The 18326-nt window shown below is 33.1% G+C and carries 20 protein-coding genes and 2 pseudogenes; 4 read left to right on the plus strand and 18 right to left on the minus strand.

All coding sequences use genetic code 11. The annotated features are described in order from the left end of the window. Positions 1–209 (plus strand): annotated as a pseudogene (locus BDW31_RS07700) (IS5/IS1182 family transposase); the annotation flags it as partial. Positions 210–224: 15 nt separating this feature from the next. On the opposite strand, the gene BDW31_RS07705 reads toward BDW31_RS07700, so the two are convergent. The 4 genes from BDW31_RS07705 to BDW31_RS07720 form a co-directional block, all read right to left on the minus strand. Next, positions 225–1694, minus strand: a complete 1470-nt coding sequence (locus tag BDW31_RS07705; RefSeq protein ID WP_053024286.1) for a M17 family metallopeptidase — start codon at positions 1692–1694, stop codon at positions 225–227. Between the two features lie 210 nt (positions 1695–1904). Continuing rightward, positions 1905–3113, minus strand: a complete 1209-nt coding sequence (locus BDW31_RS07710; RefSeq protein WP_011276277.1) for an NAD(P)/FAD-dependent oxidoreductase — start codon at positions 3111–3113, stop codon at positions 1905–1907. A gap of 365 nt (positions 3114–3478) precedes the next feature. Continuing rightward, complete coding sequence (locus BDW31_RS07715) at positions 3479–3838, minus strand: HesB/IscA family protein (protein ID WP_110709474.1); 360 nt, start codon at positions 3836–3838, stop codon at positions 3479–3481. A 12-nt stretch (positions 3839–3850) separates the two neighbouring features. Then, positions 3851–4096 (minus strand): YuzB family protein, encoded by a 246-nt coding sequence (locus BDW31_RS07720; RefSeq protein ID WP_037538976.1) that lies wholly within the window; start codon positions 4094–4096, stop codon positions 3851–3853. A 354-nt stretch (positions 4097–4450) separates the two neighbouring features. Between BDW31_RS07720 and BDW31_RS07725 the strand changes: the two genes are divergently transcribed. Then, positions 4451–5515 carry an NAD(P)/FAD-dependent oxidoreductase gene (locus BDW31_RS07725; protein ID WP_110709476.1) on the plus strand — a complete coding sequence of 355 codons (1065 nt, stop codon included), beginning with the start codon at positions 4451–4453 and terminating at the stop codon, positions 5513–5515. Positions 5516–5596: 81 nt separating this feature from the next. On the opposite strand, the gene BDW31_RS07730 is transcribed toward BDW31_RS07725, so the two are convergent. After that, positions 5597–5917, minus strand: coding sequence for a YuzD family protein (locus BDW31_RS07730; RefSeq protein ID WP_037548965.1), 321 nt, complete (start codon positions 5915–5917; stop codon positions 5597–5599). Positions 5918–6020: 103 nt separating this feature from the next. Here BDW31_RS07730 and BDW31_RS07735 point away from each other — a divergent pair, with 103 nt between their 5' ends. Continuing rightward, positions 6021–6263, plus strand: a complete 243-nt coding sequence (locus BDW31_RS07735; protein ID WP_002433501.1) for a NifU family protein — start codon at positions 6021–6023, stop codon at positions 6261–6263. An 81-nt stretch (positions 6264–6344) separates the two neighbouring features. Here BDW31_RS07735 and dltD read toward each other — a convergent pair whose 3' ends face one another. The 8 genes and pseudogenes from dltD to BDW31_RS07775 form a co-directional block, all read right to left on the minus strand. Further along, complete coding sequence (gene dltD, locus BDW31_RS07740; protein ID WP_053024283.1) at positions 6345–7535, minus strand: D-alanyl-lipoteichoic acid biosynthesis protein DltD; 1191 nt, start codon at positions 7533–7535, stop codon at positions 6345–6347. Continuing rightward, positions 7532–7768: a D-alanine--poly(phosphoribitol) ligase subunit 2 gene (gene dltC, locus BDW31_RS07745; protein WP_110709478.1), complete on the minus strand. Its 237-nt coding sequence runs from the start codon at positions 7766–7768 to the stop codon at positions 7532–7534. Before dltC ends, dltD begins: the two co-directional genes overlap by 4 nt. A gap of 15 nt (positions 7769–7783) precedes the next feature. Further along, a complete protein-coding gene (gene dltB / locus BDW31_RS07750; protein WP_053024282.1) occupies positions 7784–8998 on the minus strand; it encodes a D-alanyl-lipoteichoic acid biosynthesis protein DltB in 1215 nt (404 codons plus the stop codon). Continuing rightward, a complete protein-coding gene (gene dltA / locus BDW31_RS07755) occupies positions 8995–10452 on the minus strand; it encodes a D-alanine--poly(phosphoribitol) ligase subunit DltA (RefSeq protein ID WP_110709479.1) in 1458 nt (485 codons plus the stop codon). Before dltA ends, dltB begins: the two co-directional genes overlap by 4 nt. 14 nt (positions 10453–10466) lie before the next feature. Then, positions 10467–10595, minus strand: a complete 129-nt coding sequence (locus BDW31_RS07760; RefSeq protein ID WP_160380485.1) for a teichoic acid D-Ala incorporation-associated protein DltX — start codon at positions 10593–10595, stop codon at positions 10467–10469. A gap of 440 nt (positions 10596–11035) precedes the next feature. Continuing rightward, positions 11036–12000 (minus strand): annotated as a pseudogene (locus BDW31_RS07765) (2-hydroxyacid dehydrogenase). Positions 12001–12018: 18 nt separating this feature from the next. After that, complete coding sequence (locus BDW31_RS07770) at positions 12019–12810, minus strand: TIGR01457 family HAD-type hydrolase (RefSeq protein WP_110709481.1); 792 nt, start codon at positions 12808–12810, stop codon at positions 12019–12021. Beyond that, the gene (locus BDW31_RS07775) at positions 12810–13244 is read right to left on the minus strand and encodes a DUF86 domain-containing protein (RefSeq protein WP_037548942.1); all 435 of its coding nucleotides are present in this window, start codon (positions 13242–13244) and stop codon (positions 12810–12812) included. Before BDW31_RS07775 ends, BDW31_RS07770 begins: the two co-directional genes overlap by 1 nt. Before the next feature lie 102 nt (positions 13245–13346). Here BDW31_RS07775 and BDW31_RS07780 point away from each other — a divergent pair, with 102 nt between their 5' ends. Continuing rightward, on the plus strand, positions 13347–13613 hold the full coding sequence (locus BDW31_RS07780; protein WP_037548938.1) for a DUF3055 domain-containing protein: 267 nt from the start codon (positions 13347–13349) through the stop codon (positions 13611–13613). Between the two features lie 72 nt (positions 13614–13685). Here the strand turns inward: BDW31_RS07780 and BDW31_RS07785 are convergent, their stop codons facing one another. The 5 genes from BDW31_RS07785 to BDW31_RS07805 form a co-directional block, all read right to left on the minus strand. Continuing rightward, the gene (locus BDW31_RS07785; RefSeq protein ID WP_011276293.1) at positions 13686–14078 is read right to left on the minus strand and encodes a YutD family protein; all 393 of its coding nucleotides are present in this window, start codon (positions 14076–14078) and stop codon (positions 13686–13688) included. A 108-nt stretch (positions 14079–14186) separates the two neighbouring features. After that, complete coding sequence (gene lipA, locus BDW31_RS07790) at positions 14187–15107, minus strand: lipoyl synthase (RefSeq protein WP_053024335.1); 921 nt, start codon at positions 15105–15107, stop codon at positions 14187–14189. Positions 15108–15240: 133 nt separating this feature from the next. Then, entirely contained in the window at positions 15241–16563 is a 1323-nt protein-coding gene (locus BDW31_RS07795) for a bifunctional metallophosphatase/5'-nucleotidase (protein ID WP_110709483.1), read from the minus strand. Positions 16564–16584: 21 nt separating this feature from the next. Then, entirely contained in the window at positions 16585–17412 is an 828-nt protein-coding gene (locus BDW31_RS07800) for a sulfite exporter TauE/SafE family protein (protein ID WP_110709484.1), read from the minus strand. 13 nt (positions 17413–17425) lie between these two features. Next, on the minus strand, positions 17426–18274 hold the full coding sequence (locus BDW31_RS07805; protein WP_053024279.1) for a DUF72 domain-containing protein: 849 nt from the start codon (positions 18272–18274) through the stop codon (positions 17426–17428). Positions 18275–18326: the final 52 nt, after the last annotated feature.

Raw genomic sequence — 18326 nt, forward strand, 5'->3', positions numbered from 1 at the left:
CACTCGGATGTCTGTCCGAGGACTCAATAAAGTCAAAAGAGAACTTGGTTTTGTATTAATGGCACTTAATATAAGAAAAGTAGTAGCTCAACGAGCTGAAAATAATCAAAAAATTTATAAAAAAGACAATTTCTATATTATTTCAATAGAAATTGTCTTTTTTTCACTTATCCAAGAACTTTATGTCCCGGACTCTCTTAACCAAATGATTGCTACTTTTCTATTTATCTTAACCAATTTAATACAGTAGTAATCATACTGCCAGTTGGGCCTTTTGGACCTTTATAGCTAGTCTTGTTAGTTGTCGCAGGACCAGCAATATCGAAATGGATATGTGGTGTAGATCCACTAAAATGGGTAATAAATGTGGCTGCAAAGAGTGCTTTTCCATGACCATTTGTATGATTTACTAAATCTGCAACGTCAGATTGACGTATTAATCGTTGCTCAGTTTGAGTCATAGGTAATTCAAAAGCATATTCATCCATTTCTTTAGCACTAACTCGTATTTCCTCAATCTCTTTATCTGCATTAGAGTTAAATAAAGCTGCTTTATCTTCACCTAGTGCTGCAACTGCAGCTCCTGTTAATGTAGCGAAATCTAAAATAATCTTAGGTTGAAATTGATTAGCATAGAATACAGCATCTCCTAGTACTAAACGCCCTTCCGCATCACTATTTAACATTTCAACTGTTTCACCACTCAATGCCGTCAATACATCATCAGGTTTCATTGCATTACTACTTATCATATTTTCAGCAGAAGCAATAACTCCTACAATATTGATAGGAAGTTGCAAGCGTGATATCGCATCAATCATTCCAACTACATTAGCTGCGCCACACATATCAAATTTCATAGTCTGCATACCTATCTTAGATTTAATGCTATAGCCACCTGAATCATATGTAATACCTTTTCCTACTAATACAATTGGTGCGTCTTCACTGTCACCACCATTATATGTCATAGTTATTACAACTGGAGGATTCTCCGACCCTTTACCAACAGCATGAATAAGTCCGAATCCTTCATCTAATAATTGTTTTCCATCTTTAATATCAACTTTTACTGATGTTTCATCAAAGTGTTGCGTAACCTGTTCAGCAAAATAATTAGGCGTTAGTATATTAGGTGGCATATTGCTATAGTCACGTGCAACATTAACCGATTGTCCGATTATAGCACCATTGATAAAATATCGATGTAAGTCCTCTTTATTCGTACTTATGTTTAACTCTAATTGATAGGGTGCAGATTTATCAGATTTATAGTTGTCAAAACTGTAAACTGCCTGTTCACTTTGTAGTCCCATAACCTCTGCGACTTTGGCTTGCTCCATTTTCTTTGAAATCAATGTATCGAATAATACATCTGCTTCAGTTACACGTTCTTCTTTTAAAAATTGAAATAAATTGCCGAAAGCTCTCAATAGCGCACCATAATCAAGCGTCTTTAAATTTCCTAATCCAACAGTAATAAGTCGTTTTGATGAGTCTTTTAAAGGTAACAAAGTTGAAGATATTTTACCTAATTGACTGCTAATTAAATGATGATGACGGTATGTATCAATTTGTTTTGTTATATCTTCATTATTGTAATTAATATAACCAAGTTGATTGATGTGATCAGGCAACCCTATAATAAATACTTCTGAATTTAAAACTGTATTACTTATATTGAAATTAACCATAACCTCTACACTTCCTTTTTATATCATATAAAAGAAGGAGTGGAACAGAATTCACAATGAATTCGTTGTTCCACCCCCATAAGGATGACTAGAAATGAGAAAAGCTTGATTTATGCGCTTTTTCAGTTCAGTCAGCTACTGCGAATTGGCATTGTAGCTTTAAATTAGTATTTATTTTCAAAATCATATTAGATAATTTATATGAGAAACTTAGAATTTACCTTTTTTGAATGCTAAGCCTACGCCACCGATTTTGAATACTGCACGAGTATCGATAACTTTTTTCATGAATGCAGCTTTTTTACCAGTAATGTCTCTACCGTATACGATACCAACACCATCATGTGCACCTAATGAACATACAGTACCACGATCAACATATTCAAAGTCTGTAGCTGCTTGACCGTTTAAGATGTTTTTAATGCTTTTCGCAACGTGTTCACCTTGTTGCATTGCAATTTGTGCTGTAGTTGGTAATGGACGTTCTTCACCAGCTGGGATGAATGCTGAAACGTCACCAATAACAAAGATATCATCATGACCTTCAATAGTTAAATCTTGTTTAGTCACGATACGACCACGTTTAACACCTTCAAATGATTCTTCCATTAATTTACTACCACGAACACCAGCAGCCCAGATTGCTGTGCCAGCTTCTAATTGTTGTTCTTGATCATTAATTTTAACTACGAAACCTTTTTCGTTACAAGCAACGATTGGAGTAGCAATTTTGAATTCAACACCACGGTCTTCTAAGTAGTTAACTGCGTAATTAACTAATTCATCAGAGAACATTGGTAACATTTTTGGTGCAGCTTCAACACAAGTTACTCTAACTTTGTTTTGATCAACACCGTATTTATTACATAATTCAGGAATTCTTTCAGTTAATTCACCTAAGAATTCGATACCTGTAAATCCTGCACCACCAACTAAGATAGCTAAGTCTTTATCATCTTTTTCTTTAGAAGCTGCATAGTTTGCAAATTTATCTTCGATGTGACGAGATAATTTACGTGCAGTTTCAATATTTTCAATTTGGAATGCATAGTCTTTCATACCATTAATTCCAAATGTTTCACTTTCGAAACCTAATGCTACTACTAAAATGTCGTAATCATAGATACCGTGATTTGTTTCTACTTTTTTAGCGTTACGGTCGATTTTAGTTACTTCTGCATTGATAAATTTAACTTTATCTTCTTTAATTACACTTTCAATTGGGTAAATTAAATCTTCATAGTTTAATGTACCAGCTGAAGCTTCATGTAACCAAGTTGCTTCGTAGTGATATTTATTTTTGTTAATTAATGTAATATCCGCTTCGTCAGCAGAAAGTTCTTTTTGTAATTTAGTTACTGTTTGTAAACCCGCATAACCTGCACCTAAAACAAGTACTTTTTTACGATCTTGTGCCATTTCATTCACCTAAGCTTTCATAATTATTTTCTTAAATGTAGAAAAAGGCTACAAATTTCAGAACATAACAAAGTTCAGATGTAACAATATATTTTACCTTAATATATGTTTATCTGATTCATTTAAAAGACTTTGCACTTAACCTATTGTTCATCCCCATTTATAGTCTTAGTCAACACTTTCATTTTCAGTTCGATTTTATGAACTTTAGTTCACAAAAAAGACAAAGTTCAATCCATCTTCAATTTTATAGCTTTTATAGTTCATTTTCAAGCAACAACAAGACTATTATTAAAATAATCATATTATCCTGAAAATTACTGTCTTAAAGGATTACTCTTAGTGATAAATTACTTGCAATTATATTAGCATTCTTCCGGATTTCCAGCTACTTTAGCAGTTCTAAATGAACTACCACAACTACATGAAGCGATTGCGTTAGGGTTATCAATTTGGAATCCTCCACCCATTAAAGATTGTTTGAAATCAATTGTCGTACCATTTAATACAGGCATATCATATTTGTCTACTAATACTTTTAATCCATAAAATTCAAGTACTTCATCATTTTCTCCTGGTTGTTCTTCAGCTGACATACCATATGTCAGACCTGTACAGCCACCACCGTTTACTTTAATCTTTAAATATCCATCTTCCATGTCATTACTTTTCAACATATCTTTTACTTCATAAGCTGCTGCTTCAGTTAATGTTACAGTTGACATAAACCATTCCTCCTATAATAAGTTAGTAAAGTCATTCTCTTCTATATGTTTATAAATATTATTTAATAACTCATCTGGTGTATCACCTTCAACAGTATCACCATCTACCAATGCATACAACCCACATGAACATACGCCACAATTATTTAAACATCCGTATTCTAATACATCCACATCAGGATCATTCTCAAGCTTATCGTAAACGTAGTCTCCGCCTTTTGCCATATTTGAAATGCAAAATTCGACTAATGGAAACATACTTCACCTTCTTCTTCATTTTTTTAATTATATTATTATAACAAATCTTGATTTGACCTGCATTGTCTTCGCTCATCATTTTTATATTATTTAGAACAACAATACACACCTATATCTTTAGCTTAGTTTCGTTACCACACATTTCATTGTAGTCATTTTGAAAAAAAGATATAATAGCCATATACATATATCATACACTTTATTGTTAGGGGCAATAAATGTGGTGGATAAACTACTTTGATTGTTTGAAATTTTTAAATAAAAGTTTAAATAATTTACTAAAGTTTGCTTAATTCAAAGGGTATTAGTCAAAATCATTTCGGAATAACAAATTTTTATAAAGGGGTATAACAGATGAAAAATTTAGTATTACTTGGTGGCGGCTATGGTAATATGCGTATCATGTCGCGTATCTTACCTGATGCATTACCAAAAAATTATACTTTAACGTTAATTGATCGTATGCCATTCCATGGCTTGAAACCAGAATTTTATGCTTTAGCTGCGGGTACTAAGTCTGATAGTGATGTTCGTATGAACTTTCCTGATTCAGAACGCATTAATACAATTTATGGAGAAATTAATGATATTGATTTAGATGCTCAAATCGTATCTGTTGGTAATACAAAAGTAGATTATGATGAATTAGTTATTGGCTTAGGTTGTGAAGATAAATATCATAATGTTCCTGGTGCTGAAGAATACACGCATAGTATTCAAACACTCTCCAAGGCGCGCGAAACATTTCATAGTATTAGTGAATTACCTAGTGGCGCTAGTGTAGGTATTGTTGGTGCTGGCTTAAGCGGCATAGAGTTAGCAAGTGAGCTTCGTGAAAGTCGTGAAGATTTAGAAGTCATACTTTATGACCGTGGTGAGCGAATTTTAAGGAATTTCCCTGAAAAATTAAGCAATTATATCGCTAAATGGTTCCGTGAAAACAATGTTAAAGTAGTTCCTAATTCTTTAATTGATAAAGTGGAACCAGGAAAAATTTATAATAGTGGTACACCAGAAAATGTCGATTTAGTTGTCTGGACTGCTGGAATTCAACCTGTTGAAGTTGTAAGACATTTACCGATTGATATCAATCGAAGTGGACGTGTCATCATCAATCAATATCATCAAGTGCCAACATACCTTAATGTATTTATAGTCGGAGATTGTGCTGATTTACCTCATGCACCAAGTGCACAATTAGCTGAAGTTCAAGGTGATCAAATCACTGATGTACTTAAGAAACAATGGAATAATGAACCATTACCAGATAAAATGCCTGAATTAAAAGTACAAGGTTTCCTTGGTTCTCTTGGCGAGAAAAAAGGCTTTGCCTATATTATGGACCGTACAGTTACCGGACGTCTTGCTCATATACTTAAATCGGGCGTCCTATGGTTATATAAATATCATAATGGTTAATATTAAAATAAGGGGTAGGATAGAATTCATGATGAATTCTATCCTACCCCGACCTCTTTTTCTCAAGAATTATACTTTAAATTAATTTGCAAAATGTTTATCTACAAAGTTTGTAATTTGCTTTGTTTGAATGTAACCATCTGCTACATACTCATCATTCATTGTAATTAAAGGATAAAATAATTCATCTTCCTCAATTTGTTCAATATACTGTTGGTCATGATCACTTAGATTATCTGTTTGATTTTGAAAATCAATGTATGTGTATTTAAATTGAATGTCTGGATACTTTCTTTCTAATAAAGGTTTAATCCATTCAAATGTATTAATAGATGTTGGTGCATTGACGCAACTTGCACATACGACATCAGCGCCATATACTACCACGCTTACTTTAGTCATACTCAAATCCCCCGTTTTGTTTTATAGATTTTTCTTTCTTTATCTATTATAATAAATTAATAATGAATTTATGAAGTAATTTACTTGAAAGGAGACATATCTCATGCCTACTGAGAATGCAACAATGTTTGATCAAGTAGCTGAAGTCATTGAACGTTTACGTCCATTTTTATTACGTGATGGTGGAGACTGTACATTAGTAGATGTAGAAGATGGTATCGTGAAATTACAATTACACGGAGCTTGTGGTACTTGTCCTAGCTCAACAATCACATTAAAAGCCGGCATTGAACGTGCATTACACGAAGAAGTTCCAGGCGTTATTGAAGTTGAACAAGTATTCTAAGCGTCTGACATATATGATATATATTCAATAAAGCACCAACGCGCAGAGTCCTTAAACTCTAAGCGTTGGTGCTTTTGTTAATTATTGGTGTTCATGTTGTTTATTATGATCTTTGTTATGCGGGTTTTTGTCATCATTCATATGTTGAACAATATGTTGGTTCATGTGAGCCCAACCTTTCCAACCTACGTGAACGACATCACTAAGAACATATTTCTCATAATCTTTATCTGACATATCATACACCTTACCACCATGTGCTACTACAGTTTGATGTATTTTTTTATAGACTGGTTCTCTTGTTGAGCGTTCAATACCTAAGTAATCATACCATTTACCATTCACAGGTAAAATAACATATTGTACGTCTGCACCTGCATTATGCATTGTATCTACTAACAATGATAAATCATTAAATTCTGGAGAGTTCATTTTAAACTCATATTTACGATGATTCATTGGCTTTTTATGCATAAGTTTTTCCCAATATTCATTACGTATTCCATAATTATTTGATGATGAGCGTTTCGCACCTAATGTCACAGCTTTATCTTGCATTTCCTGCCATGATACATTTGGCTCAGTCACAGGTTTCACATGTGATAATGGCGACTTATCTAATGAGAAGTAAGTTTTAATCGCTTCAATTTTTAATAACTGATTCTCTTTAAAGCGAGAAACATAGTTAGCATCTACTTCACCGTGATTATTTACGACGTCTTTCAAGAATTCTTTATTCGACGCACTTTTAAATTGTAATAAGCGTTTGGCATATCTCTCTTTTAATTCTGAAGGCATATCTTTTTGTTGAAATAACTGATTAATTTGATTTGGTGTTGTACGTGCTGCAAAATCACGATCATTAACACCATGTGTACTAAACCATTGTGGTGAAATAATAAATGTCATCTTTTTCCCTTTTAGTTGATCGTATTGACCAGCTAATTCAATTGTATTGATTAAATCTGTATTACCACCCGTACCAATTAGAAAAATTGGTTTAGTATGTTTTCTATGATTTAGAGCAAGTGCAGGGTTAAATGGATCTAATTTATTCAGTTCACTTGACCCATATATTGGATAATATTTATCACTACTAAATAGTTTATTTTGAATGAGCGTACCTTTAAGAACTTTATCTGTTAAAGATATTCTATTATTAGCGACAGCCTTGTTTGTAACTAATCCAGTAAACCAGCTAGCAGGCATTAATACGAAGGCTAGAAATAAAATGCCGCTAATAATAATTGGTAAAAATGGTTTTAACTTCATCGTAATTCTTCTAATGCTTCAACAATTTTGTTTGGAGTTGCCCACTCATCACGATCGAAATCCATGATAGATACTTCAATGCCTAATCTGTTTTGAATCTCAAGTAATAAACCTACCGTTTGGAATGAATCGATGATACCCTCTTCGAAGATTTCAACATCAGGGTTCTCTTTTACAACATCATTTTCTGCCACATCAACTAATAAATCTAATACTTGTTCTTTAAATTCCATAATTTATGACTCCTTTTAAATTAATTTTCCTGAAAAGATTAAAAATCCAAATGCTACAAAATGGAAAGTAATGATAATACTCAACGCTGTAGTAAAACCATTTTGCCAACGTGGTGGATGTTTCTTTCTCCAACGTTCATAGTATCCATAACCAATAAACATTAGTCCATGGTAAATACCATAAACGATATAGAATAACTCTAAACCATGCCACACACCCATGATAAAGAAGTTTAAGAAGAATGCGAAATTAGACATCGCAAATTGACTTTTAAATGTTTTTTTACGTGACATATAGAATAATGTACGCATATAAATACAATCTCTAAACCAGAATGATAATGACATATGCCATCTATTCCAGAAGTCTTTTATATTTTTGGCTTTGAAAGGTTGGTTGAAGTTAGGCGGTGTATGAATACCGTATAAATAACTTATTGCTACAGCAAACAAGCTGTATCCTGCAAAATCAAAGAATAAATAGAAACTATAAGCATACATATATAGCCATTTATGAGTAAATCCATCTAGATTCATTAATAATGGATGAATTGCATAAACATTGATTAAATAAGCAATAATATACTTGTATAAAAATCCAAGCATAATCATGTGTATCGCTTTGGCAACCATTTCCCTATATTGTTCACTTGTAGGAACCTTTTTATCGTCTTTAACAAAACGTTTATAGCGATCAATTGGCCCTGAAGACACCGTTGGGAAGAAAGAAATGAATTGGAATAATTTCCCAACTTTGATCTCTTTAATAGATCCATCTCGAATCTCCATAATTAATTGTACACTTTTAAACGTTACATAAGAAATACCTAGGAAACCTACAAATTCTATAAGCTTGTGTTCATGGAAATGGATTTGTTGACCACCTAGCCATGAGCTTTGTAATACTTTAACAATCACTAATGGTAAAATGGATAAAATCATAACAATGACAAATTTGCTAAATGTATTACTCTTCTGTCTTGATTTATAATATCCCATGATTAATAACACTTGCCATATGAGATAAATTACAAAACTGATGAGTTGAATACTTAAATATTTATTACCGAATATATTATGTTTATCTGATGAAAAGATGATGACAATCATAATTGCAGTACTTAAACCGTTATAAATATAGCTTCGCTTACCTAAAAATCCGAGTATGATGACTGGTAAAAGTACTATAAATGCAACTAAGAAGAAGGTAAACGTGCCATATGGAATCATGCGTTAATATCCTCTGCGACTTGTTTACGATCAAGCTTTCCGTTTGACGTTAATGGTAACTGTTTCATCCAAACAAATTTTCTCGGAATCATATATTCAGGTAAGCGAGATTTTAGTTCAGATTTAATTTGTCTTGTCATTTCTAAATCATCTTTAACTTCTTCAGTCGGAACGACAGCACCGATTAAGTGTATTACTTTATTATTTTTATATACTGGAACGACAACAGTTTCTCTAACAAACTCTGATTGTCTAAGTTGCGTTTCAATTTCTTCCAATTCCATTCGGTAACCGTTAAGTTTAATTTGGAAATCAATTCTTCCTTGAATGAACCATTGTCCATCTTTCTCGATGGCTTTATCACCCGTATGATATATACGAAGTCCATCTTCAAAGTTAAATACCGCATCGGTTTTTTCTTTGTTATCTAAATACCCAAGACTAACACTATTACCTTTAATAACAAGTTCATCTTCGTCTGTTGTAAACAATGATGTGTTAGGTCTTGAAACACCAACAGGTAGCGGGTTATAAGCTTCAATAATTTCAGGTGTCAATTTAATACCTGTAACAGCTACTGTCGCTTCCGTAGGTCCATACGTGTTATAAACCACTGCACTTGGATATCTATCTAAAAGTGCTTTCGCAGTTCTATGAGGCAAGATTTCTCCACAGAAGAAGAAATGATTCAAGCTTGGATAACTTGATTCGTTAAGGTTAGGTAATAGCAAGCACATTTCCATAAATGATGGTGTAGATACCCATGCATTGATTGGTGTATTAACTAACATTTCATTGAGTAATTTAGGTTTATTGATCATTTCTTTATCTACTAAATTAAGTGTGCCACCTGATGTTAAACAAGGATAAATTGCCATGACTGATAAATCAAACGAGAATGGTGCTTGATTTAACCACTCTTGTGAACCCTCTGATTCATTAAGTGATACCATCCATTCTGCAAATTCTATTAAACTTGCATATTCGATCTGAACACCTTTAGGCGCACCTGTTGAACCAGATGTAAAAATAGTATATACAACATCCGTTAATCCCATTTGACTGTCAAATAGTGTTGGATTATCAGAATCTTGGATACTTTGAATTGTAAGTTCTTGTATATTGGAATGATTTAATTGTGTATCTGTTGTGTTAAATATAATGACCGGTTGTACTTTATTTATAATCATATTCACACGTCCACTTGGTACTGAAGTGTCAATAGGTACATAGCCACAACCTGCTTTGATAGCACCTATCATTCCTACTAACATGTAAGGTGACATATGTCCATAAACGATTAACGGCTTATGATTATCTTGTAATAGATGCGCTAATTTACTAGATTCATCCATTAATTGTTGATATGTTAATTCTTCATCTTTATGTCTAACTGCTACACGTTCAGGATTACTTTGACCGAAGTCATTTATTAAATTTATGATATCTGTCATAATTAGACTCCTTATTAAAATTCATTGTAAATGAAATTATTATGTGTATCGCCGGAACCATAAATTAGGTACAGCGCAATAAATATCGCTAAATATAAAAGTGTTAATAAATAAGGTTTAGCTTTCTCATAATATTGCATCATCTTATGATTATTCTCTTTCAATGCACTATTGCACCTCACTATCATTTCAAATATCGGAGTGAAGTATTCATCCTACTCCTGAGTTAAAACCGAATTCACGAAAACAAAACAAAATTCATTAAATATATTTTTTATATATTATACATTCATCTTATTATAATTAAAATTTGATTTTAAGGCAAATTAAATTTCCCACTTCAAACTATTGTGCTAATGATGCTAAATTAATTCTTAAAAAATTAATAAGATTTTATGCGTTAATGTTACTATCAACAACACTGCATTAGTGGCAATGACGAATTCAAATGACAATAATTATATTAGTACCAAATAGTTAGCTTAACAATTACATACGGTATAACAAAACTGTTAGTTATAATAAAAGAACCTCTATCGTTCATGGTTTAATCTTTACCTAAACGTTAGAAGTTCTTTAAAATTTATTTATTAGTAATCGGAGTCAACGGTTTTTCTCCTTTTAATATCGCAGCAATGTTATCAACACATAATTGAATCATTCGATCTCTAGTTGCTACAGAAGCACTACCTATATGCGGTAATATGACTGCTTTCTCCATTTTCAAGAGAGGGTGATTAAGTTTAATAGGTTCCTCACGTAAGACGTCTAAACCACATCCACCAATTTCATGATTGTTCAATGCATCAATTAGAGCATCCTCGTCTACAATAGCACCGCGGCCGATATTAATGAGGATTGCATCGTTTTTCATTTTTGAAAACGCATCTTTATTAAACTTATTCTCTGTTTCAGGTGTCAATGGCGCAGTACATACGACAAAATCACTGTCTTCTAATAATGTATCAAAGGATACATAACTTGCATTAAGTTCTGATTCTGCATCTTCATGTCTTGAACGATTATGATACAAGATAGTTGTATTAAATCCTTGAAGTCGACGTGCAAAACTCTTTCCAATATCACCCATACCATAAATACCTACAGTTGAACCATGAACATCCTTACCAGATAATAAGTATGGTCCCAGCTTTTCCATTCACCATCTTGTACATATTTTTCCGCTTCAACAATACGTCGTGCCACAGTTAACATTAACGTAAACCCTAATTCGGCTGTCGTTTCCGTAAGTACTTGAGGTGTATTAGTAACGACTATACCTTTTTCTTGAGCTAGCTTAACATCAATGTTGTCAAAACCAACCGCCATATTTGCTATTACCTTTACATGTTTAGCATGTTCGAGACATGTGGCATCAATCTTTTCACTTAATGTGATGAAACATGCATCAACATCTTCTAATTCTTTCAAAAATTGCTCTCTAGGCATAGGTTCAAATGCTTCTTTCCACATTTTAACGTCGCCGAACTGTTCCAATTCCTCTATGAAACGATCTGGAATTTGACGTGTGACTAGAATTTTAACCATGTCATGCCACCCCTCTTTTTATTTTTGGGCATTTCTTTCTAATTCTGAAATTGCTACATTTAAGTCTTTAAAAGAATATGTAGGTTGTTGGTCTTTTTCTTTTAGTTCTTCATAAGTCGTTACACCAGTTTGTACATGAATTGTGTCAACACTTACATTAATACCAGACATGATATCGGTATCATACAAATCGCCAACCATTGCTACGTCTGATTTATCTAATTTCAAGATGTCTAAAGCAATATCCATAATGACTGACTCCGGTTTACCAATAAATTGTGGTGCTTGACCTGTAGATAAACTAACTACACTTGTAATCGCACCATTACCCGGTAAGAAGCCACGTTCTTTAGGAATCGATACATCAGGGTTCGTTGAAATAAATCTTGCACCCTTACGTACTGCAAGCGTTGCCACAGCTAATTTTTCGTAAGTAACGTTTTCATCTAAACCAATCGCAACATAATCAACGTTTTCATCATCTTTTACAGTTAATCCAGCTTCAGTTAAAGCTGTGCGTAAGCCACTGCCGCCAAGCATGAATACCGTAGCATCACTTTTCTCATCTGCAATATAATTTGCTGTTGCTAAGGCAGACGTTACAACTTCCTCAGGTTTCGCATCAATATTCATTTCTTTTAATTTTTGCGTTACCTCTTCAGGCGTCTTTGTAGAGTTGTTTGTAACATATAAATGCGGGATTTGATGATTGTTTAAGTAGTCAATAAATTGTGCTGCACCATCGATTTCATCTGTACCTAGATACATAGTTCCATCTAAGTCGATTAAATATCCTTTATAATTCTTCATTACTTGTTGTCTCCTTTTCCAAAAGCGGTAACTGGAACATTCTCTTTCTCAAGGAACTGAGTTACCTCTTGAATAAACTGTTCATAATAAGGCAAAGCCTCGTCAAATAATGGCTGAATCTTGCTATTATCAAGTTCTGTATAATGGTGTGCGAACTGCTTTCTAACGTCAACTGTTTCATTAACATGTTGTTGAGTAGATTTCGAAATAACACCTTCTAGTTCAAGAATATCAATGACATCTTTATAATTTCCTGGATCCCTCAAGATAAAACCATCAATAATCATATTACCTATATCCACAGATGATTCAATTAACATTTGTGCGATACGTTCAAATGCATAATGATTTCCTTTATTCGATTCATAATCTTTAATTAATTGATTTAAGTAAGTTAATTTTAAAGTAAGCTGATCTTTATCTACAAAATACATATCCTTCACCTCTTAATATGTCTATCATATCACAGTTTTGCATAGGTCTTCATTTGTCGTTATACTTAATTAAAAATACAAGATAAAAGGAGTTCTACTCTTATGATAGATATGTACTTATATGATGATGAAGAACAAAGCCAAGTACAGTTTGTAGGCTTTGTAGGTGAACATAGCCGTTATGATTTAATGCTCGTTCAAACAGATCGTCATTACGGTAAGACACTTGTGCTAAATATGCAAACAAACAAATTCGGTATTATCGGGACAGATGATATTGAAGAAGAAGGATATATCGCGCATATTCTAGGTGTGAGTCAAGAAGAAAGTGATGAAATCATTGAATATCTTAATCAAGTCATTCAATAATTACTATTTTAAAAGCTGTGAAAAAATCTCTTCTCATAGATTTCTTCACAGCTCATTTTATTAATTCTATAGTTACTCATCTTGGTGCTTAACTTCCTGAATGGTAGGTTTAATTTTAACATCATGCAATTTATCTTCAGAATCAGATAAAATAACATCCTCTTCATCATGATTTAATTGTTGTACCTCTTTGTTAGATAAATGACGTAATACAAAATAAGGACAACCGAAATTGCAATATTCTAATATATAATCTTGAATACTCGAAAAACGTTTCGAGATTTCAGCTTTTTTATTCGTATCCTTATAAAAACCTTTTAATCGTAATTGATCATATCCAAAATCCCCTACAATAAAATCATACTTATCTAATATATCTGAATATCTCGATGCAAATAATTCTTCATCAAAGCATGATCTATATTCTTCAATGATTTCAAAATATTGTTGACCTATCTTAATCATAATTTGTCACCTTTAACTCGTATAATAAAAACTTAGATTACACAATTCAATTTAAAATGTGCAACCTAAGTCTCTAAAAACTTAATCCAAACCGTTTAATTGTTCAAATTAATTTTGTTGTAATTTTTCTTCACCTAGACGGTGTTTTTCTTTAGCCGCTTCATTTACTTGTTCGTCGGCATGATAAGAACTACGTACCATTGGGCCAGCCTCACAGTGTTTGAAACCTTTGTCCATAGCTACTTTTCTTAATTTACCAAATTCTAATGGTGTATAGTATTTTTCAACTTTCAAATGCTTACGTGATGGTTGTAAATATTGACCAATTGTTAAAATGTCTACATCATTTGCACGAAGATCATCCATTGTTTCATAAATCTCTTCAATCGTTTCTCCTAAACCAACCATTAAGCTTGATTTAGTAGGAATATTTGGTTGCAATTCTTTAGAACGACGTAAGAACTCTAATGTTCTTTCATATGTTGCACGTGCACGAACTCTTGGTGTTAAACGACGTACTGTTTCGATATTATGGTTTAAGATATCAGGTTTAGAAGCCATTAATGTTTCAAGTGCTTCATAGTCACCACCCATGTCTGATGGTAAGATTTCAATTGTAGTGAATGGATTACGTTCACGTACTTTACGTACTGTTTCAGCATATACGTTAGAACCTGCATCTCTTAAGTCATCACGTGCAACTGCAGTGATAACAACGTGTTTTAAATTCATTAACTCAACTGATTCTGCAACACGTTCTGGTTCATTTAAGTCTAGTTCATTAGGTAAGCCAGTTTTAACTGCACAGAAACGACATGCTCTTGTACATACTGCACCTAAAATCATAAATGTAGCAGTACGTCTAGCACCCCAACATTCATGTATATTTGGACACTTTGCTTCTTCGCAAACAGTGTGTAAGTTCTTTTCACGCATCATCTTCTTGAGGCCAATATAGTTTTCGTTCGTGTTAAGCTTAATTTTCAACCAATCTGGTTTACGTAAGATTTCTTCATTTTTAGTAGCCATAACCACGTATACCCTCCTGTATAATCTATCTTTTCCTATTATAACGAAATTTACATTAAATTAAAACGTAATAAACCATAAATTTTAAGCTTGAATTTTATTCTATTCTATACATAAATCTATTTGTGTTATTCTATTGCAGTCTCAATAACTTATCTTTAAAGATATCTCTAAGGAACTCAGGCATAATATAATCAATCGACTTCCCTTTCAATATAGGGAAATATCTACCAAACGTATACATATCAACTGTTCCTAAAGTGTATAATTTATCATCAACTACTTCTTCACCATTAACAAAGAATCTATTTTCTGACTGGATAAAACCGCAATTATATAAAATATAGCCTCCAAATATATCTCCTCTAAAACCCAGTCCTTGAGCATGTTCATGCATATATTCTTGCTTCTGACTTTTTTCAATTACTTTTTTCAATTCACTACCTGTCAAACGTACGCGCACTAGATTAATTGGATGTGGCAACATTTTATGAATATCATATTCCGTTAGTCTATCCGCTTCAATTCCTTTTACAATTAAACCAGCATTTATGATAGTACAATCTGTATTAGTAAATTCAAATACACTTTCAGCTAATAAATAAGTCGTTTTAGTAATGACATCTGTTTTACTACTTAAGTTGATAGGATAATCAATCACCGGTTCACTCATCAATGCCTTTCCTTCTGACTCATAATCTGTTTCAACCATAGGTAATGTTTCAACCGGATAAATAATCGCTTCTTTACTAACAACATTTTTATTTTCAATAGTTAAATTAACTTCACCTAAATAATAACCATATTTACCAGCAGCTGCCATAAGTACGCCATTATTCATTTCACCCTCATCAAAATGATGGTGTGTATGACTCCCAAAAATCACATCAATTTCAGGAATCTCTTGGCATAACTTTTCATCAAAAAAGATGCCTACATGACTCATCACAATAAGTACATCATAATTACCCTGTTGATTAGCGATTTCATCTTTAATCGCTTCTAAAGGATCCGTTACAATCCAATCAAGAGCTCTGTAAAATGGTGTGAAAGGTGCTGTTGCCGCCACAAATAAAATACGTACGCCTTCAATTTCTTTAATACATGATGAGGCTATGTTATGAGGTAACTTCCCTTCCTCATCGATAACATTTGTACAAATGACGTTAAATGTCGCATTATTATATAAATTATTTAATGCTTCATGAGAGATGGTCATACCTTCATTATTACCTATCGTCGCAATATCGCACTGAGCCTCATTAAGCAAGTCGATATTCTTGCGACCTATCGTTGTTTGAGTCACTGGTGCTGATAAATCCACATGGTCGCCTATATCTAAATAGAGTGAGGGATGTTGAAGTTTTGGTCTATGTTCTGCCATATAAGATGTTATACGTGCATATTCGTTTAAATGACTATGAATATCGTTCGTGTGAAAAATGGTTAACTTCACTTAAATTCCCCCTATATTTATTTAAAGAAAAGATTTAATAATTAAGTATACACCCATTATCAACATAACCGTACGTAATAGCGTTACAACAGTTTCAGATTTAATGGAGTGGTTAACACGTACGCCAATTTGGGTGCCGATATAACTTGAAATAATAAGAACTATAGAATATGACCATGCAACATGTCCTTGTAAAATGTGACCTATAGAACTCATAACACTTGAAAAGAAAATCATCATCATGCTTGTACCAACTGCAACGTGTGGTGGAAATCTGAAAACAATTAACATTAGTGGTGTCATTAATGCGCCACCACCAATTCCGAATAGACCTGTTAAAATACCAATGAACAGTGTCGCAACAAATGCAAATAAAGGTGGTACGCTATAGTGATATGTCTTTCTTTCAGAATCAACATACGTTTTACGATATTTCTCTTTATCAAAAATCTTAAACGGTTTGATTTTATGTCTCACCATTAAAATAATTGAAACAATAATCATAAAAATACCGAAGTATAAATTGAAAGACTCTAAAGTAAGATATCTACTTAAAAACGAACCTAACAATGAACCTGGTAATAATCCAAACAAGAAGATAGAGCCATTTTTAATATCTACCTGCTTCGTCTTTAAGTAGCCTAATGATGAAGATAAGCCTGTGACGATTAGAATCACCGATGATGTTCCTATCGCTATTTGTGGTGTAATACCATGTAAAACATCGTGTGTAACGCCCAAGTATACCAGTGTTGGAACAATAATGATCCCACCACCAATACCTACTAATGACCCTAAAATAGCAGAGAAAAGGCCGATAAGCACTAATAAAATAATTGTCACTAACATTATATTTCGCCTCTTAGAATAATTTTAATTGTTGCGGAGCTAAACCTGTGTATTCAATATCTAACATATCCTGATATGTTTTAGCGTTTTGAGCAGCATGCCCACCCGAGTTATTATTAAATACGACATAAACCTTTTTAGCTTTTTGTTCTATAATTCTAACTTTATTAGCTAAATCGGTAAGCTCTTCTTTGTTGTAGTTATATAAGTATCTCACATCACGCCACTCTTGGTCTGTCATGTCTTTTTTGGTCCAGCCTTGTCTATTTCTTCCATGATAGCGTACAAAAGCCGTCTCAGTAGTAATACGATTAACTAGTGGTATTGAGCCTTCGCGCACTTGTGGCTCATCTACTACTGAATGGATAATGTGGTGCTCAGTTAAAAATGACAGCGTTTGTTCCTTAAATTGATCGTTAAACCATGATTGATGTCGAAACTCGACGCAAATCGGTACATCAGCCAATTGTTGACGAACATACAAGATATATTTGATATTTTGTGCCGTACAATCAAACCAAGGTGGAAATTGAACTAAGACCATAGCTAGTTTGTGATGATCTATAAGTGGTTGTAGCATTTGTTTGAATTGCTCGAATAATTCACTTCTTGTTTCTGCGTAATCTTTATAATCTGCATGTAGTGTAAGTGCTTGATGAATCTTCACTATAAATTCAAAACGATCAGGTGTTTCTTTAACCCATTTCATGATATTTCTTTCAGGTTGGATGGCGTAGTAAGATGCATCAAGTTCAACGATTGGAAAGTGACTAGCGTATGTTTGCAACTTATCCGATTGTCGTTCTAAATCCTCATATAAAGAATCGTGATCTCCCCATCCAGTAAGACCTATATTTATCATTTTTATCACCAGCTATATGATACCATATTCAATTTTATGATATCACTTGTTC

This window comes from Staphylococcus sp. AtHG25 (assembly GCF_003217445.1).
Taxonomy (GTDB): Bacteria; Bacillota; Bacilli; order Staphylococcales; family Staphylococcaceae; genus Staphylococcus; species Staphylococcus haemolyticus.

Coding starts and splice junctions, on each gene's coding strand:
- BDW31_RS07705 (WP_053024286.1), bottom strand. CDS start 1,694: ATGGTTAATTTCAATATAAGTAATACAGTTTTAAATTCAGAAGTATTT.
- BDW31_RS07710 (WP_011276277.1), bottom strand. CDS start 3,113: ATGGCACAAGATCGTAAAAAAGTACTTGTTTTAGGTGCAGGTTATGCG.
- BDW31_RS07715 (WP_110709474.1), bottom strand. CDS start 3,838: ATGTCAACTGTAACATTAACTGAAGCAGCAGCTTATGAAGTAAAAGAT.
- BDW31_RS07720 (WP_037538976.1), bottom strand. CDS start 4,096: ATGTTTCCATTAGTCGAATTTTGCATTTCAAATATGGCAAAAGGCGGA.
- BDW31_RS07725 (WP_110709476.1), top strand. CDS start 4,451: ATGAAAAATTTAGTATTACTTGGTGGCGGCTATGGTAATATGCGTATC.
- BDW31_RS07730 (WP_037548965.1), bottom strand. CDS start 5,917: ATGACTAAAGTAAGCGTGGTAGTATATGGCGCTGATGTCGTATGTGCA.
- BDW31_RS07735 (WP_002433501.1), top strand. CDS start 6,021: ATGCCTACTGAGAATGCAACAATGTTTGATCAAGTAGCTGAAGTCATT.
- dltD (WP_053024283.1), bottom strand. CDS start 7,535: ATGAAGTTAAAACCATTTTTACCAATTATTATTAGCGGCATTTTATTT.
- dltC (WP_110709478.1), bottom strand. CDS start 7,768: ATGGAATTTAAAGAACAAGTATTAGATTTATTAGTTGATGTGGCAGAA.
- dltB (WP_053024282.1), bottom strand. CDS start 8,998: ATGATTCCATATGGCACGTTTACCTTCTTCTTAGTTGCATTTATAGTA.
- dltA (WP_110709479.1), bottom strand. CDS start 10,452: ATGACAGATATCATAAATTTAATAAATGACTTCGGTCAAAGTAATCCT.
- BDW31_RS07760 (WP_160380485.1), bottom strand. CDS start 10,595: ATGATGCAATATTATGAGAAAGCTAAACCTTATTTATTAACACTTTTA.
- BDW31_RS07770 (WP_110709481.1), bottom strand. CDS start 12,810: ATGAAGAATTATAAAGGATATTTAATCGACTTAGATGGAACTATGTAT.
- BDW31_RS07775 (WP_037548942.1), bottom strand. CDS start 13,244: ATGTATTTTGTAGATAAAGATCAGCTTACTTTAAAATTAACTTACTTA.
- BDW31_RS07780 (WP_037548938.1), top strand. CDS start 13,347: ATGATAGATATGTACTTATATGATGATGAAGAACAAAGCCAAGTACAG.
- BDW31_RS07785 (WP_011276293.1), bottom strand. CDS start 14,078: ATGATTAAGATAGGTCAACAATATTTTGAAATCATTGAAGAATATAGA.
- lipA (WP_053024335.1), bottom strand. CDS start 15,107: ATGGCTACTAAAAATGAAGAAATCTTACGTAAACCAGATTGGTTGAAA.
- BDW31_RS07800 (WP_110709484.1), bottom strand. CDS start 17,412: ATGTTAGTGACAATTATTTTATTAGTGCTTATCGGCCTTTTCTCTGCT.
- BDW31_RS07805 (WP_053024279.1), bottom strand. CDS start 18,274: ATGATAAATATAGGTCTTACTGGATGGGGAGATCACGATTCTTTATAT.